The organism is Ancylomarina longa (genome assembly GCF_003996985.1).
GTDB classification, from domain to species: Bacteria; Bacteroidota; Bacteroidia; order Bacteroidales; family Marinifilaceae; genus Ancylomarina_A; species Ancylomarina_A longa.
Window position 1 is genome coordinate 59,097 of sequence record NZ_RJJX01000009.1, and the last position, 15,549, is coordinate 74,645.

Here is a 15,549-nt window from a genome sequence, read left to right on the forward strand (position 1 = left end):
TACCCATGAAAAAGACATTAACGATAAATATTAGTGGAAACATTTTCCATATCGATGAAGATGCATTTGAGAATTTGCAAAACTATCTTCGAACGATTAATGCTCATTATGGAGCAGGAGAAGAAGGACGAGAAATCATAGCTGACATTGAAGCTAGGATCTCTGAGATATTTCAGGAAAAACTAAGTTCAAAAGATCAGGTGGTGAATCTCGAAATGGTAGATAAAGTAATTTCTATCATGGGTAAACCAGAGGAAATTTTCGCAACTGATGAAGAGGATCACGAGGATGGCGAACCAGCGGCTCATAGTGTTCGGACACATAAAAAGCGAAGACTTTACAGAGATCCTGATCATCGTGTTTTTGGTGGGGTATCTAGTGGTTTATCTGCTTATTTTGGAATAGATGTAGTTGTGATTCGACTTCTATTTGTACTATTTCTGTTTGTTTCAGCAGGCTTTGTTTTTCTTTTATACATCATTCTTTGGATTGTGGTACCTAAAGCGATTACTACCACTCAAAAATTAGAAATGAAAGGCAAAAAGGTCAATATTTCTAATATCGAGGAAACGATAAAGGACGAGTACAAGGAGGTAAAAGATAGTTTTAATAATATGCGTGATAAGAACGGACCTCAGGTAAAAGATGGTTTTGATCGCGCTATAGATTTTCTAGGTACTGCTTTGCGCTTACTACTAAAAGTTGTAATTATTCTGCTGGGAATAGGGTTTGTAATTGCCGGATTTGTATCCTTAATGGGATTTATTGGGTCTATGATTTTTGCACACAGTTTTTTTGGTTCATTTACTGATTTCAATTTTCCTGGTGCAATTCTACCTAAGGTATTTATTGATACAACGAGTATTACACTTTTTACTATTAGTACGATCATCGTTATTGGGATTCCACTTTTACTTTTGATTTTTGCCGGAGTTAAATTGTTATTCCGATTTAAAACCAATAATAAGATAATAGGATTAACAGCCTTGGGTATTTGGCTTGCCGGAATCGTTCTTCTGGTTGTTATGAGCTTTAGTCAGGTTAAGGGATATATGTATAGCAGTACGAGACACTCAGATAATTTTACATTGAAAACATTTCAAAACGATACCTTATACCTTAAGAGCACTGATAATATCGACTATAGTTATGAGGATGAAAATATAGATTTGGATAGAGTGAAAATTATCATGAAAGATGATGAAGAAATGATTATTGGCGAACCTACATTGGATGTAGAAAGAAGTCTTTCTGATCATTTTGAGATTAAAGTTCGCAAAAAATCCCGTGGAAGAACTCACGACAGAGCTGTTGAAAATGCACAAAACATCATTTACAAATGGACACAGAAAGACTCACTTGTCCTCTTTAATCAATTTTTTACACTTCCTGAAAATAGCAAATGGAGAAATCAAAGATTACATATCACCGTTAAGGTACCAAATGGCAAAGTGGTTTATTTGGGTGACAGCATGGGTAAAATTATACATGATATCGACAATGTAACCAACACTTGGGATTACGATATGCTTGACCAAAAATGGATGATGACTAAAGAAGGATTAAGACAAGTTAAATAAATTCTATTCCATCCATGTTTTGCACCGATACCTTTTTCAACACACACTTAAATCGGTGCAAACATGGTTTATTCTAAAAATAAAAAGATGAAAAAATTAATTATTATTCTTGCAGTAATTGTGCTTCCGATGGTATTGCAAGCACAAACAAAAGGGGAAAGCTTGCATGCTAAATACTCAAATATTGATGGTTTTAACAGCTTTAGCTTTTCTGGTAGTTTTCTGAAAAATCTCGATTTTGATGTGGATGAAGATGAATTGGAAAAAAATATTACCGGAGATTGCAAAAATATTAAATTCCTGACTTTTAAACATGAGATTGGCAATGAATCAAAATTCAAGAAAATAGTAATATCCCAACTCTCAAAAGGAGACTCTTATAAAGAAGTGCTTACCGAACGAGATGATGATTCAGATGAAATACATTTCTACGCAAAAGGAAAAGGCAAACGATTTAGTGAATTTCATATACTACATTACAATGAAAATAGGACAAGTTTAATTTCATTTTTTGGTGATTTTCATGTTGATGAATTGGAAACCTTATCGCATATAAGTTTGGATAATGAAGAAAATTAAAAATCGATGAAAAAATTAACAAGATCTCAGTATAAAAAAATTGCAGGTGTTTGCGGTGGAATATCACAATACATAAATCCTGAATTGGATCCGGTTATTATAAGAGCTGGTTGGTTGATTTTAACCTTATTCAATCCTTTAATGTTGTTGGTTTACTTTATCCTGGCTTTAGTTTTATCTGATTCGCCATACGAAACCGTTTAAATAGGTTCTCCGTTTTGGTGTTACTTATTTATGATGCAATCTCCTCATTTGTTAAAGATCCGGATTTCGTCTTTTTCTCTGATCTTCATACATGGAGCATGCAAATTAACTGGAGTTTCTTTCCTTTTATGGAGAGGAACTCTCTTTATTGAAAGGAATAGGAGTTTTTTGCCAACAAAAATGGCTTCAGCTTTCCACTAAGCTCTTATTTTTGCGATTAATATGCATTAAATTTTAGCGGATAATCCTACATTTGTATTTGCTAAAACACAAATTATGGAAAAATACACCATCTATAAAATCATTTTCATACTATCTTTTTTGTCTATTTTCGCGAATTCTAAAGCGCAAGAGAATACACCCTTTGTGCATTATATGGCATTTCAAAAGTTAGACAGTAGTAAATTATTTTTAAGATTGGAGAATTTCAATTTTGTGAAGAATAATGAATACGATGGGAATTTTACCAATGGTGCCACTTATATGGGATATTTAGCAAGTCCAAAATTGGTTTATTATCCAAGTTCAAGGATTAGGTTAGAAATTGGAGCCAGACTGCAGAAATATTCCGGTCGTGAGAATTTTACAAAAACAGAACCAATTCTTACAGCAAATTATCATGCTTCAGATCAGCTTGATATTATCTTGGGAGCTCTCAATCAAGATAATAACCACGATCTTTCACGCGTGCTTTATGAGCCTGAACGTTTTTTTACAGACAAAGCCGAAAATGGATTTCAAATCTTATACAGCTCAAAGCGATTGCAATTAGATACTTGGATTAACTGGGAACAATTTATTCTAGAGAACGATCCTTTTCAGGAGAGATTTACCTTTGGTGTTTCATCAGAAATACGAATCAACCAATTATCTTCTCCTTACAAAATAAGTATACCTGCTAAAATTTTATTTACTCACAGAGGTGGTGAAATTGATAGTTCGAATGGTACGGTCCAAACTATTGGGCATTTTTCGTCAGGTTTAAAGTTGGCTAGGAAGATAGAAAATTCACGATTCACTTCCTGGAGTCTGAAAGCTATTGCCTATTATTTCATTGACAACTCCTCTCGTAAAGAGTTCCTTTTTGATGACGGTCATGCTTTATATCCTCAGGCAAATATCACCACCAAATATTCCAGCCTAAGTATTGGGTATTGGAATGCCTATCATTTTGCAGCTTCCCGGGGATTTGAATTGTTTCAAAGTTCCTCCTATGCCAAGCCTGGCTATTTTGAATCGAGGAGAGAGCTTGCAACGCTTAACTATTACTACGAAAAAAGGATTTCGAAGGGGATCTATTTTGGTGGAAAACTGGATTTATATTATGACCTGAGAAATTCAAAAGAAAGCTATTCTACAGCCATTTATCTTCGTATTAATGGAGATTTCTTTTTGAAGAAGGTGAAATGGAATTAAAAGCACTTTCAATGAATTAAACTCTAAAGAAGCAAGTGGAATCCTAAATAAGCTTATTTAAGACGAAACGATAAGGTTTATTTTTCCAAATATCTTCGGCATAATCAATATTAATACGAGGATGTGAGGTGAAGCTGTATTTTTTTCCATCATCTTCTAACCATATGCGATTTGATACAGAAAGATCTTCTCCGTAAAAACTTTTATCTAATTTTAATTGTTTCCCAATTTTACCTGGACCGTTAATATTATCTAAACCACGAATTAAAATGGCCTGAGGTTTATTCACTTCTCCTGTTACAATATTCAATAGCCAATACATTCCGTAAATTAGATAAACATACACCTTTCCACCAGTCGCATACATCACCTCCGTTCTCAAGGTTCGACCTTTGGAAGCATGAGAGGCAAGATCATCTTCTCCTACATACATTTCTATTTCAGTAATCCTGTATTTCGTTAACTTACCATTATTCCATTTTCGCACCAAAATCTTTCCGATTAAAGCACGAGCCACCATATGGATATCACAACGGAAAAACGATTTTCCTAATTTACGTCCCATACTCTGTCTCTGAAATTCCTTTTATAAAAATAAAAAAATCCTTATTCATTGCATATCAAATCATCTGTTCTTATTTGTGCCATAAAAAAGTAAAGAATGTAAGGTTTGAAATAAAATTATTTCCTACTTTTGCAGAGAAATTGTACCGATGGGTTTACAAAGTAAAATTCCAACCCCAAACAATTGATTCTACTACCCTTAGCAAGTATAAGTTTCAATATTGGGTGATATATCAATTTAGATTTTTTGATTGACTTGGCCACTCCACATCATCCCGATTATCCACAACGGGTTAAGTGATTCATCAATAAATCAATGAAAAAATTGGTGTATTTAGAGGAATAATGTACTTTTGCAAGCCAAATTGGAATAATTGTATTAAAGTATTAATAATTAAAAGTTTTAGAAGTGGATACATTAAGTTACAAAACCGTTTCTGCAAATAGCGCTACTGCTAACAAAGAGTGGGTTGTTATTGATGCAGAAAATCAAGTGTTAGGTAGACTTAGCTCTAAAGTAGCAAAACTACTTAGAGGTAAATATAAGCCAAACTACACTCCTCATGTTGATTGTGGAGACAACGTGATCATTATCAATGCTGAAAAAGTGCGATTAACTGGTAATAAGTTAAACGACAGACAGTATTTCTCTTTTACTGGATACCCAGGTGGACAAAGAATTAAATCTCCTGCTGATTTATTAGCAAAACATCCAGAGAGATTAATCGAGAAAGCTGTAAAAGGTATGCTTCCAAAGAACAGATTGGGAAGTAAACTTTACACTAATCTATATGTATATGTAGGTTCTGAGCACAAACATGAAGCTCAACAGCCAAAAAAATTAGATTTAAACACAATTAAATAATAGGTATGGAAGTAATTAATGCTATTGGACGTAGAAAAGCAGCAGTTGCCCGTATATACGTTAGCGAAGGTAAAGGTCAGATTACCATCAACAAAAAAGAGCTTAAAGAGTACTTTACTACCGGAACTCTACAGTACATCGTTACTCAGCCTTTAAACCTTTTGGAGGTTGCTGATAAATACGATATCAAAGTAAATCTTGATGGTGGTGGAGTTACAGGACAAGCTGAAGCGCTTCGATTGGCTATTGCCAGAGCACTAGTAAAAATTGATGCCGAATCAAAAGCTGCATTAAGAACTGCAGGTTTCATGACTCGTGATCCTCGTGAGGTTGAACGTAAAAAACCAGGACAACCTAAAGCACGTAAGAAATTTCAATTTAGTAAACGTTAATGTTTTTGTGGCAGGTTTAGTATCTAAATTGTTGAGACTTCGAAATTCGAACTACCTAGCAATTGCCATAAAATGAATGTAAACGATTAAAAAAAACAAAAAATGTCAAATACTACATTTGAAGAATTATTGGAAGCTGGTTGTCATTTTGGACACTTAACCAGAAAATGGAATCCAAAAATGGCTCCTTATATTTTTATGGAGCGCAACGGAATCCATGTAATAGACCTACACAAAACAGCTGTAAAGCTTGATGATGCTTCTGCAGCATTAAAGCAAATTGCTAAATCAGGAAGAAAAATTCTTTTTGTTGCTACTAAAAAGCAAGCAAAATCTATTGTTTCTGAAAAAGTGAGTGCAGTAAATATGCCATTTGTAACTGAGCGTTGGCCAGGTGGTATGTTAACAAACTTCCCTACTATCAGAAAGGCAGTTAAAAAAATGACTTCTATCGACAAAATGGAAAAAGATGGAACATTTAACCACCTTTCTAAAAGAGAAAGACTACAAATTTCTCGTCAGAGAGCTAAGTTGGAAAAGAACTTAGGTAGTATTGCTGATCTGACCAGATTACCAGCTGCTTTATTTGTAGTTGATGTAATGAAAGAATACATCGCAGTAAAAGAAGCAAACCGTTTGGGTATTCCTGTATTTGCTATGGTAGATACCAACTCAAGTCCAGCAGGTATCGATTTTGTTATTCCAGCTAATGATGACGCTTCCAACTCTATTTCTATCATTCTTGATAAAGTTACCCATTCTATTAAAGAAGGATTATCTGAAAGAAAAGTAGAAAAAGAAAAAGAAGCTGCAGACAAAAAAGTTGCTGCAGACAAAAAAGCTTCTAAGCTTAGAAAAGCTAAGAAGGAAGCAGCTCCAGTGGAAGAAGCTAAACCAGAAGCTCCTGTTGCAAAAGAAGCTCCTGTAGCAAAAGCTACTCCTGAGACTCCTGAGACTCCTGCTACTCCTGAAGCTCCTGCTAATAAGGCAGAAAAGAATGATAAGGAATAATTAATTCACAAAAAATAAATTCGATATATCATGTCTATTAAAGCAGCAGATGTAGCCAAATTGCGTAAAGCAACTGGCGCAGGAATGATGGATTGTAAAAAAGCTCTTATCGAAGCGGATGGTGATTTTGACAAATCAGTCGAAATTATTCGTAAAAAAGGTATGGCTATAGCTAACAAACGTGCCGACAGAGAAGCAACTGAAGGTGTAGTATTAGCAAAAGTTTCTGAAGATAAGAAAAATGGCGTTATCATCACTTTGAACTGCGAAACTGACTTCGTTGCAAAAAATGATGGTTTTGTAGCATTTGCAACAAAAATTCTTGACTTAGCCTTAGAAAATATGCCTGCTGATTTGGAAGCTTTGAAAGCTTTAGAATTAGAAGGTAGAAAAGTAGAAGAACATGTTACAGAGCAAACTGGAATTATCGGCGAAAAAATTGATCTGAGTTTCTTCGATAAAATTGAAGCGGCATCTTCTGTTGCTTATATCCATGCTGGTAACAAATTAGCTACATTGATTGGTTTTAACAAAGAAGTTGAAAATCAAATGGCAAGAGATGTTGCCATGCAAGCAGCTGCAATGGCTCCTATCGCAATTGACAAGGATGCTGTTTCTGCAGATGTCGTAGCTAAAGAGCTTGAAATTGGAAAAGAAAAAGCTCGTCTTGAGGGAAAACCTGAACAAATGCTTGATAAGATTGCTCAAGGTCGTTTAGGTAAATTCTTCAAAGAAGTAACTTTATTAAACCAGGACTTTGTTAAGGATAGCAAAAAGACTGTTAAGCAGTATCTAGCAGAAGCTGACAAAGAATTAACCGTGGTTGAGATGAAACGCTTCACTCTAAATGCTTAATACAATTATTATTACATATTAAAAGAGTTCCTTTTCGGAACTCTTTTTTTTTATCCTTTAAAAGAATTTTCTCATCTTTAAGAATAAAAATCTGATAAAATGGTTAAATATAATCGTGTTCTTTTAAAATTGAGCGGCGAATCTCTAATGGGAGATCAGCAATATGGCATTGATTCGCAGCGCTTAAATGATTATGCCGAACAGATCAAAGAAATTGCTAATCTTGGTGTTCAAGTTGGAATTGTTATTGGCGGTGGAAATATATTCCGTGGTTTAAGTGGTGCAGCTAAAGGATTTGATCGAGTTAAGGGAGATTCAATGGGAATGCTGGCTACAGTAATTAATAGTCTTGCTTTAAACTCTGCATTAGAAGCAATTGATTGCAAATCGTGTGTATTAACTGCCATAAGAATGGAACCAATCGGAGAATTCTATGCCAAACAAAAAGCCTTGGATTATCTGGACAAAGGATATGTAACTATTTTCTCGGCTGGAACTGGAAATCCATATTTTACCACGGATACGGGTTCTTCCCTTCGAGGCATTGAAATGGAGGCAGATGTGATGTTAAAAGGAACACGCGTAGATGGAATTTATACCGCTGATCCGGAGAAAGATCCAAAAGCGAGTAAATTCGAATCTATCACTTTTGATGAGATTTACAATAAAAATCTTCGTATCATGGATCTTACAGCAACTACTATGTGTAAGGAGAATGATCTTTCTATTATTGTTTTTGATATGGATACCAAAGGAAATTTGAAGAAAGTTATTGAAGGTGAAAACATTGGTACCTTAGTACATAATTAGAGCCAGTATTTTCAGGAAATATGCTAATTTCGATTTTGTAATTAGGAGTATATTTATTGAAGTCCTAATTTTTACTATTTTTGTTAGAACATTACATTGATCAATAATCACAATTAAATCTTTCTCCCATGACTGAAGAGGTTCAAATGTATCTGGAAGATGCAAAGGAAAAGATGGAGGCTGCAGTTGACCATCTTGATAAAGAATTACTTAAAATACGTGCAGGTAAGGCCAATCCTAGTATGTTAAACGGAATTATGGTGGATTATTACGGAAGTATGACACCTCTTGCGCAAGTTGCAAATGTCAGCGTTCCAGACCCAAGAACTATTGCTGTTCAACCTTGGGAAAAAGCGATGATTACTCCTATTGAAAAAGCCATTATGAACGCCAATTTAGGATTGAATCCTGATAATAATGGAGAATTAATCCGAATTAATATTCCGGCTTTAACCGAAGAGCGTAGAAATGATTTGGTGAAACAAGCGAAGAGCGAATGCGAAAATGCAAAAATAAGTGTTCGTAATGCTCGTAGAGACACCAACGATGAATTAAAAAAATTGGTTAAAGAAGGTCTGTCTGAAGATATTGAGAAGGATGCGGAAGCCGAAGTTCAAAAAATGACCGATAATTTTGGAAAGAAAATTGATGTTTTATTCGACGCGAAAGAAAAAGATATCATGACCATATAGAATATTTAAAAGCTGCCAAAAGGCAGCTTTTTTTATTTTGACATATTAATGTCATTTCATTTAAATAGTAGTAAAAAAGTTTCTCCCAGACTATATGTTCCTTGTGGCATTTAAGTATTAAACTTTTTCTACCTCTTTAATTCTTACCAAAAGAAAATTGAATTCGAGCTACAATTTGTCGTGGCATTAAGGCAAATTCGTTGTAAATAAGGCTAAGACTGGAATCGAAAGTGGAGTAGATGTACTTGCTGTTAAAAATATTTCGGCATTCTAACAGATAACTAAATCTACTTCCTTTGGGAGTGTATGAATAGATTAAATCGGTAAATAGTGCCTGCTGACTTCTATGATTAGACTGTTGAAGTAAGGAATATTCTGGACGCATTTCAATCCATTGTCTGGAATCCAAATAATAACAAATTCGTGCTTTGTGAATTTGTTCTGTTGATTTCGTTTTGCTTCCATTACTTTTCTGATTATTTACTGAAATCGAATAAAAGTAGTCCAAGGCTAGAAATTGCCATTTATTCTAAACTCAAAGCGGCTTTTTAATTCTTTTTAAAAAGATCAAGACTTTCGGGAAAAAACATCCAGACCTTTTTACAAAAAGGTCTAGACTTTATTTAATAACATCTTGACTTTATAAAATAAAGTCAAAACTTTTTTGTAGTACATTTTGAATTGTTATTCACTCGTAACAGGAGATTCTTCGGGAGTGGTAATTTTCTCAAATTCAGCATCAGTTAATTCATGCTTGAACAATTTTCCAGGGCGGAAACTAACTTTTACTCCCTGAATGTGGGTGGCATTAAACTCTTCTTGTTTTTCTACTGCATCGCTCTTAGCTATTAGTCCCATATTGCCAAACTCACCAAGATCAACTGTGTAGCCATCGTTTAAGGTTTTGGGTACAATTTGAAGGAAACCTTCGATTACCGACAATACATCCATTTTATTCAAACTGGAACGATCGGCAATCTCTCCGGCTATGTAGCGAATGTTTCTTCTTCCTTTTGAGTTGAGGGAAGCATAATACTTGGCAGGTGCCTGAGGATCTCGGGGATTTTTTCTCCCGATAACTTTAAAATTAATACTCATTTTTTAACATTTTTGGTTCAACGTATAATTGATTTTGTACAAAACTCTGAATTGTTTAGCAAATTTTGTTTGTCGAATTCCTACTTGTATCCCCTATGCTTGTTTTAAATGCTCCTCCTAATAAGAATCCATCATAATAATGACAAAACTATTTTGTTGCGTTGTGTTTATTGATAATTACACTCAAATATAAATGCTATTTTATTTCGATGCAAGAAAAATTATAACCAATTCATAAATACGTTGTTTGAATTTTCGAGTATGTAATATGAGTTCGTGATTGTGTAAAATTAATTGACAATAAACTAAAATTATTCATCATACCACACAAATAAAAAAACTCTGGAAATACAAATTCTCCAGAGTCTTAGTAAATATCTATATTATAATTATCACTTAAAAGTTGCAAGGATATAACTTGATTATCTTATACACTTGGTGCTTTAACTTATGTTCCTAAATGAAAATACAGATTGTTTCGTTACGATTACTTAGCCTAACCTTAAAAGTTTTACCTTATCCATAAAATTTTTAATTCTTTTTTCATCTATTTTATTCTTCCAAACACCCTTCTCCTTAAAATACGAACCCACAATAAAAGCAGAGGCGTAATTCCAATATTCCTCTAAATTTTCATCTGTGATTCCGGATCCAATCAAAATAGGTATTTGTATTTTATCTTTCAGACTTTTTAGTTCGTGTAAATAAACTGCTTTTCCGGTAGCCGAACCTGTAACGATTACCCCGTCACTGAGAAAGAATTCTGCAGCAACAGCAGTTTCATCAATATCTACATCAGCAGTAATGGCATGAGAGCTATGTTTCTTTTTAATATCCGTAAATACTAAGATATCTTCTGCATCAATGGCTTTGCGATAACGCAATAATTCTCCCGCACAAGAATCGATATATCCTTCGTCGGCCACATGTCCAAACACAAAACCCTCCGCACGAATAAATTGCAAATCAGCAGCTTTAGCCACAGCGAGAGCCTCCTTATTTGCACCTGCTAATATTTGAATTCCCAAAGGTAAATCAACTGCCTCACGAACAGCCTTTGCCACCACAGACATGGCTGCAATAATCTCCGGTCCAACGGTTCCCTTTAAATAAGGTACATCGTGCATATTCTCTAGCATGATGGAATCCAGACCGGCTGCTGCATATAGTTTTGCCTCGCTTACCGCAATATCACAAATTTGAGATATGGAATATTTGTTTTGGGGTGTGCCGGGCAATGCCTGAACATGCACCATTCCTATAATTGTTTTGTTTAGATTCATAACTTCTTTTTTGTAAGTTACAAGCAGCAAGACACAAGTTGTAAGAAAATGACTTGAACTATGAGCTTGAAGCTTGTGATTTGCTGCTTAATTAGTTCCTAGTATTTTAAATAATTCATCCAACTTTGGAGTCAATATAATTTCTGTTCTCCGGTTTTTACTTCTTCCCAAAGCAGATGAATTGCTTTCAACCGGAACATATTTGCTTCTTCCGGCAACGGTTAATCGTTGCGGTGCAATGCCTTTATTTCTGATAAGAATGCGAACAATTGAAGTGGCACGTTTCACACTTAAATCCCAATTGTCTTTCAAGGCTCCACTTCCGTGATAAGGAACATTATCGGTATGTCCCTCAATCATCACATTAATATCTTTATTCTGAGCCAAAACAACAGCTAATTGGTCCAATGCTTTTACACCCCTTTGATCTACCTGATAACTTGCTGACTGAAATAACAATTTTTCCTCCATAGAAACATACACTTTGCCATTTCTGGTACTGATGGACAAGCCATTCCCTTCAAATCCGGTAAGGGCATTTCTAACTTTTTGTTTTAAGGCACGAACCGCTTCATCTTTACGGTTTAGTGCGGATTCCAATTCCTTCAATCTCCGATCTCTTTTTCCAATTTCGGTTTGCAAAGCATCCAGTCTTCTTTTGCGAGCATCCATCTGTTTTTCAAGAGCAAGCACCTCATCTTCACGAGTTCGCAAATTGTTTTGTGCTTTTCGGATCTGCTCAAGTAAAACCTTGGTCTCCCTTGCATTTCCTTTTTGCATTCCTGCCATCTGGGTCAATAAATCCTGATTACTATTCTCCAATCGGTTCAAACGTTCCCTTGTAGATTGCAGTCTTCTCGAAATGCTAAGAGTATCCGTCAGCAATGCCAGGTATTTATCGTTTAAAACTTCGAGTTTTCCTTGTAGCTCATTGTTTTGCTCACTTAGTTGGATGTTCTTATCTTTTGCCATCTCCAATTCATCCTGGCAATTTTCCTGTTTGGCCTGAAGTTCCTGGAACTGCCGGGTAGGCACACAAGAGGACAAAATTAGAATGAATAGGAAGCTGATAAGGGAAAGATTTGTTTTTTGTATCATGTTTAATGGTAAACTTTAGGTTCGTAATAGAATACATGCTTAGATAAACAAATATAAGCATACAGCGTTTTATAGACACAATCAATCCGAAGATTACTTGATTTTTATTTATTATCTTCGTGCATAATTTTCACGGAGGTTGGTACAGTCCAGAAAATATCAATAAACTCCACCATCAATAGTCTGTTTAACGATCGAAAAGGGGAATTTCGTACATGGCGAAAGCGGGAAAAAAATTATTAGACCAAATCAATTATCCAAAAGATCTTAAAAAGATTTCAGAAGATGACTTGATACAGGTGTGTGCTGAATTGCGACAGGAAATCATCGATCAGGTTTCTTGTAATCCGGGACATTTTGGTGCTAGTCTTGGGGTGGTTGAGTTGACGGTTGCCTTGCATTATGTGTTGAATACTCCCTATGATAATTTAGTTTGGGATGTGGGACACCAAGCCTACGGACATAAGATTCTCACCGGAAGAAAAGATGTTTTTCATACCAATAGAAAATATAAAGGAATTAGTGGATTTCCCAACCGCAACGAGAGTGAGTACGATGCTTTTACCGTAGGTCACTCTTCTACTTCGATTTCTGCAGCATTGGGAATGGCAGTTGCTGCTCATCTAAACGGAGAATTAGACCGTAAAACTGTAGCTGTAATCGGTGATGGTTCGATGACAGCAGGATTGGCTTTTGAGGGATTGAACAATGCTGCAAATAAGAATGCTGATTTGTTGGTTATCTTGAACGACAATAATATGGCAATCGATCCGAATGTTGGAGGATTAAACGAATATCTTCTGGATATTACTACTTCGCAAACCTACAATAAAGTAAAAAATGATGTTTGGCGATTATTAGGGAAATTTAACCGGCTAAATCCAAACACGCAGAAACTATTTCAAAAAGTTGAGCATGGTATCAAAACCATTCTTTTGCGACAAAGTAATATTTTTGAAGCCTTAAACTTTAGATATTTTGGTCCGGTAGATGGTCACAATGTGAATCACTTGGTGAAAGTGCTTAGTGATTTGCAAAAAATTCCGGGACCAAAACTACTTCATTGTATTACCCAAAAAGGAAAAGGATTTAAACAAGCGGAACTACACCAAACCTACTGGCATGCGCCAGGAAAATTTGATAAGGTAACCGGAGAAATCTTTAAACAAGAAACAAGCGAACCACAGGCAAGCAAATTTCAAGATGTATTTGGTAATACCTTAGTGGAACTAGCCGAAATGAATGATAAAATTGTTGGAATTACACCAGCAATGCCTACGGGAAGTTCTTTAAATATCATGATGGCAAAAATGCCGGATCGCGCGTTTGATGTGGGTATTGCCGAGCAACATGCAGTAACTTTTTCGGGCGGATTGGCAGCCAAAGGAAAAGTACCTTTCTGTGCAATCTACTCCTCGTTTATGCAGCGTGCCTACGATCAGGTAATTCATGATGTGGCCTTGCAAAATGTGAATGTAGTATTTTGTTTGGATCGGGGAGGTGTTGTTGGTGCTGATGGTGCTACTCATCATGGGGTTTATGATCTTGCCTTTATGCGTTGTGTACCAAATATGACCATTGCTGCTCCGCTTAACGAAATTGAATTGCGCAACCTGATGTTTACTGCTCAGCAAGAGGACATGGGGCCATTCTCCATTCGCTATCCTCGCGGCCGAGGTAGGATAATCGATTGGAAAAAAGAATTTACAATTCTTCCGGTTGGAAAAGGACAGCAATTAAAAGACGGTACAGATTTAGTCATTTTATCGATAGGTGCCATAGGAATCGAGGCGATGGATGCCATTGAAGAACTGGAAAAAGATAATATTTCTGTTGGCCATTACGATATGCGCTATTTGAAACCTATCGACACAGAATTATTACAGGAAGTATGTAGTAAATTCAAGCATATTATTACCCTGGAGGATGCTAGTATCATTGGTGGTTTGGGGTCTGCTGTAATGGAATTTATTAACGATCAGGATTACCACTGCAAAGTAACCCGATTGGGAGTGCCCGACAAGTGGGTGGAACAAGGTACACAGCAGGAACTCTATAAAGAATGTGGATACGATAAAGATGGCATTATCAAAACGGTAGTGGAAATACTGGCAGAACAAATCAATTAGAAATTATCCCGATAACCATCGGAATAGGGATCAAGACCTTCGAAATCGCCTGTGAAAGAATCGATTCTATTGTGCATTTCCAGATCCATTTTAATGAGATAAATAACATCTTCAGTTTTTAGTTCTAATGCATTTATCTTTTCTCCGGTTGGTTTCGTAAATTGAATTAAATCATCTTCATAAATCCCATGTGGGAAGGATTTAATCAAAAGTTGGAACAATTCCAGTCCAATGCTTTTGTAGTCCTTTATTACTCTTTTCATCACACTTTGATAAACTATATTTATCAATAAAAAGAACTGATTTGCAATTTCTACCAGCTCCTCTTCATATTCCCGAAATTATTATACCGAGCAAATAAGAGTTTCTTTCGAAGGATCATTTTTCTCTGTTTTTTAATTTAAGGATATTTAAAGTATCAAAAAAAAATATTTTACAAAACTGGCTATAGTATAGATACATAGCTGTATTGTTTTGTAATGCTGTCAAAATTTTTTCAAGTCTTATCTTAATCTTCGGAAGGAGTGCCAGAAAAAAAATAGAGGTAGTTAAAGCCTAAAACAGACTGCTGAGAATTTTTAGAACATATTTTAATCTTCGGAAAGAGTGCTGAGAAAAAAAATCATTCATTTTACGATTAGGACGAGCTCCTGAGAAAATTTGAAGTGCCAAAAAATCATTTATTGGCTTGTCGGAAAATTTTGAACTATCATTTGAAACTTAAAATGATATCTCGAGAATTTTAACGAGGTATTTTAAAGGTAAAATGGTATCTCACAATTTTTTGATCTAGAAGTCCACTTGACTTTTTGTATCTCCTAAAATATTTCTTCAAAACCTAAAAACTACCTATTAAAAATAGGTTGGGCAGCACATACATCGTTTGCGCTCAAATAGAAAAATTTACTCCCTCAAAAAATGTAAGCCTTGAAAGTGAAAAGTCTACTTTTGCCGCCTTTATTAATTTAAAAAC

At 35.3% G+C, this 15,549-nt stretch carries 17 protein-coding genes; 11 read left to right on the forward strand and 6 right to left on the reverse strand.

Annotated features, from left to right (window positions below; all coding sequences use genetic code 11):
* Window positions 1-5: 5 nt before the first annotated feature.
* The 4 genes from DLK05_RS08380 (at window position 6) to DLK05_RS08395 (ending at window position 3,779) form a co-directional block, all read left to right on the forward strand.
* Window positions 6-1,580: a PspC domain-containing protein gene (locus DLK05_RS08380; protein WP_127343564.1), complete on the forward strand. Its 1,575-nt coding sequence runs from the start codon at window positions 6-8 to the stop codon at window positions 1,578-1,580.
* 87 nt (window positions 1,581-1,667) lie between these two features.
* The gene (locus DLK05_RS08385; RefSeq protein ID WP_209319795.1) at window positions 1,668-2,159 is read left to right on the forward strand and encodes a DUF4252 domain-containing protein; all 492 of its coding nucleotides are present in this window, start codon (window positions 1,668-1,670) and stop codon (window positions 2,157-2,159) included.
* Between the two features lie 6 nt (window positions 2,160-2,165).
* Entirely contained in the window at window positions 2,166-2,363 is a 198-nt protein-coding gene (locus DLK05_RS08390; protein ID WP_127343566.1) for a PspC domain-containing protein, read from the forward strand.
* A 276-nt stretch (window positions 2,364-2,639) separates the two neighbouring features.
* Complete coding sequence (locus DLK05_RS08395) at window positions 2,640-3,779, forward strand: lipid A deacylase (protein ID WP_127343567.1); 1,140 nt, start codon at window positions 2,640-2,642, stop codon at window positions 3,777-3,779.
* 43 nt (window positions 3,780-3,822) lie between these two features.
* Here the strand turns inward: DLK05_RS08395 and DLK05_RS08400 are convergent, their stop codons facing one another.
* Window positions 3,823-4,344, reverse strand: a complete 522-nt coding sequence (locus tag DLK05_RS08400) for a DNA-3-methyladenine glycosylase (protein ID WP_127343568.1) — start codon at window positions 4,342-4,344, stop codon at window positions 3,823-3,825.
* A gap of 408 nt (window positions 4,345-4,752) precedes the next feature.
* Between DLK05_RS08400 and rplM the strand changes: the two genes are divergently transcribed.
* From rplM to frr, 6 genes are all read left to right on the forward strand, one after another.
* Entirely contained in the window at window positions 4,753-5,208 is a 456-nt protein-coding gene (gene rplM, locus DLK05_RS08405; protein ID WP_127343569.1) for a 50S ribosomal protein L13, read from the forward strand.
* Window positions 5,209-5,213: 5 nt separating this feature from the next.
* Complete coding sequence (rpsI, locus tag DLK05_RS08410; protein ID WP_127343570.1) at window positions 5,214-5,600, forward strand: 30S ribosomal protein S9; 387 nt, start codon at window positions 5,214-5,216, stop codon at window positions 5,598-5,600.
* Window positions 5,601-5,702: 102 nt separating this feature from the next.
* A complete protein-coding gene (rpsB, locus tag DLK05_RS08415) occupies window positions 5,703-6,611 on the forward strand; it encodes a 30S ribosomal protein S2 (RefSeq protein ID WP_127343571.1) in 909 nt (302 codons plus the stop codon).
* Between the two features lie 30 nt (window positions 6,612-6,641).
* Entirely contained in the window at window positions 6,642-7,466 is an 825-nt protein-coding gene (tsf, locus tag DLK05_RS08420; RefSeq protein WP_127343572.1) for a translation elongation factor Ts, read from the forward strand.
* A gap of 99 nt (window positions 7,467-7,565) precedes the next feature.
* Complete coding sequence (gene pyrH / locus DLK05_RS08425) at window positions 7,566-8,276, forward strand: UMP kinase (protein WP_127343573.1); 711 nt, start codon at window positions 7,566-7,568, stop codon at window positions 8,274-8,276.
* Window positions 8,277-8,404: 128 nt separating this feature from the next.
* On the forward strand, window positions 8,405-8,968 hold the full coding sequence (gene frr / locus DLK05_RS08430; protein WP_127343574.1) for a ribosome recycling factor: 564 nt from the start codon (window positions 8,405-8,407) through the stop codon (window positions 8,966-8,968).
* Window positions 8,969-9,104: 136 nt separating this feature from the next.
* On the opposite strand, the gene DLK05_RS08435 is transcribed toward frr, so the two are convergent.
* The 4 genes from DLK05_RS08435 to DLK05_RS08450 all read right to left on the reverse strand — a co-directional run bounded on the left by DLK05_RS08435 (window position 9,105) and on the right by DLK05_RS08450 (window position 12,447).
* The gene (locus DLK05_RS08435; RefSeq protein WP_127343575.1) at window positions 9,105-9,476 is read right to left on the reverse strand and encodes a hypothetical protein; all 372 of its coding nucleotides are present in this window, start codon (window positions 9,474-9,476) and stop codon (window positions 9,105-9,107) included.
* A gap of 176 nt (window positions 9,477-9,652) precedes the next feature.
* Window positions 9,653-10,066, reverse strand: a complete 414-nt coding sequence (locus DLK05_RS08440; protein ID WP_127343576.1) for an HU family DNA-binding protein — start codon at window positions 10,064-10,066, stop codon at window positions 9,653-9,655.
* A 491-nt stretch (window positions 10,067-10,557) separates the two neighbouring features.
* The gene (locus DLK05_RS08445; RefSeq protein WP_127343577.1) at window positions 10,558-11,349 is read right to left on the reverse strand and encodes a BtpA/SgcQ family protein; all 792 of its coding nucleotides are present in this window, start codon (window positions 11,347-11,349) and stop codon (window positions 10,558-10,560) included.
* A gap of 87 nt (window positions 11,350-11,436) precedes the next feature.
* On the reverse strand, window positions 11,437-12,447 hold the full coding sequence (locus DLK05_RS08450; RefSeq protein ID WP_127343578.1) for an OmpA family protein: 1,011 nt from the start codon (window positions 12,445-12,447) through the stop codon (window positions 11,437-11,439).
* 215 nt (window positions 12,448-12,662) lie between these two features.
* Between DLK05_RS08450 and dxs the strand changes: the two genes are divergently transcribed.
* The gene (gene dxs / locus DLK05_RS08455) at window positions 12,663-14,576 is read left to right on the forward strand and encodes a 1-deoxy-D-xylulose-5-phosphate synthase (protein WP_127343579.1); all 1,914 of its coding nucleotides are present in this window, start codon (window positions 12,663-12,665) and stop codon (window positions 14,574-14,576) included.
* Here dxs and DLK05_RS08460 read toward each other — a convergent pair.
* Complete coding sequence (locus DLK05_RS08460) at window positions 14,573-14,839, reverse strand: hypothetical protein (protein WP_127343580.1); 267 nt, start codon at window positions 14,837-14,839, stop codon at window positions 14,573-14,575. The two genes, dxs and DLK05_RS08460, sit on opposite strands and share 4 nt — an antisense overlap.
* Window positions 14,840-15,549 lie beyond the last annotated feature (710 nt).